This is a genomic window from Nocardiopsis sp. NPDC058789, from assembly GCF_042745575.1.
GTDB classification, from domain to species: domain Bacteria; phylum Actinomycetota; class Actinomycetes; order Streptosporangiales; family Streptosporangiaceae; genus Nocardiopsis; species Nocardiopsis eucommiae.
Map to the genome: position 1 here is coordinate 1 of NZ_JBHYOW010000033.1, position 1402 is coordinate 1402.

Sequence of the window (1402 nt, forward strand, 5' to 3'; positions counted from 1 at the left end):
AAGAAAAACCGTGGCGGCGACCTACTCTCCCACCCCATCACAGGGCAGTACCATCAGCGCAAGGAGACTTAACGACCGGGTTCGGAATGAGACCGGGTGTGACCCTCCTGCCAAAACCACCACGGAAACCAACACCCACAACCACCACTCAACCCCGCAAGGGAATGACAGTCACGAGCAAGCTCCGTGAACAAGTGTGCGCGAACATCCAATTATCTGCAGCGGACAAGCCCTCGACCTATTAGTACCGGTCAGCTCCACCCCTCACAAGGCTTCCACACCCGGCCTATCAACCCTGTCGTCTACAGGGAGTCTTACCCTCTCAAGGAGGCAGGAGACCTCATCTCGAAGCAAGCTTCCCGCTTAGATGCTTTCAGCGGTTATCTCTCCCGAACGTAGCCAACCAGCCATGCCCTTGGCAGGACAACTGGCACACCAGAGGTTCGTCCGTCCCGGTCCTCTCGTACTAGGGACAGCCCTTCTCAAGTCTCCAACGCGCACAGCGGATAGGGACCGAACTGTCTCACGACGTTCTAAACCCAGCTCGCGTGCCGCTTTAATGGGCGAACAGCCCAACCCTTGGGACCAACTCCAGCCCCAGGATGCGACGAGCCGACATCGAGGTGCCAAACCATCCCGTCGATATGGACTCTTGGGGAAGATCAGCCTGTTATCCCCGGGGTACCTTTTAGCCGTTGAGCGACACCGCTTCCACACGCCGGTGCCGGATCACTAGTCCCAGCTTTCGCTCCTGCTCGACACGTCCGTCTCACAGTCAAGCTCCCTTGTGCACTTACACTCAACACCTGATTACCAACCAGGCTGAGGGAACCTTTGGGCGCCTCCGTTACTCTTTGGGAGGCAACCGCCCCAGTTAAACTACCCACCAGACACTGTCCCCGAACCGGATCACGGTCCAAAGTTAGATGCCCGAAACAGTCAGAGTGGTATTTCACCAACGCCTCCACCGCCACTAGCGTGACAGTCTCACAGGCTCCCACCTATCCTACACAAACCATCCCAAACACCAATGTCAAGCTATAGTGAAGGTCCCGGGGTCTTTCCGTCCTGCTGCGCGAAACGAGCATCTTTACTCGTAGTGCAATTTCACCGGGCCCATGGTTGAGACAGTGGGGAAGTCGTTACGCCATTCGTGCAGGTCGGAACTTACCCGACAAGGAATTTCGCTACCTTAGGATGGTTATAGTTACCACCGCCGTTTACTGGCGCTTAGATTCCTAGCTTCGCAGGCCGAAACCCACTAACCAGTCCTCTTAACGTTCCAGCACCGGGCAGGCGTCAGTCCGTATACAGCGTCTTACGACTTCGCACGGACCTGTGTTTTTAATAAACAGTCGCTTCCCCCCGCTATCTGCGACCCCACCCAGCTCAGGCCGTATAG

Annotated in this window: 2 rRNA genes (1 of these 2 cut by a window edge); both read right to left on the reverse strand. The window is 56.5% G+C overall.

Annotated features, from left to right (window positions below):
- Window positions 1–8: 8 nt before the first annotated feature.
- Window positions 9–124, reverse strand: a 5S ribosomal RNA gene (gene rrf / locus ACFW3L_RS26105).
- Between the two features lie 96 nt (window positions 125–220).
- Window positions 221–1402 (reverse strand): 23S ribosomal RNA (locus ACFW3L_RS26110); it runs 2008 nt beyond the window's last position.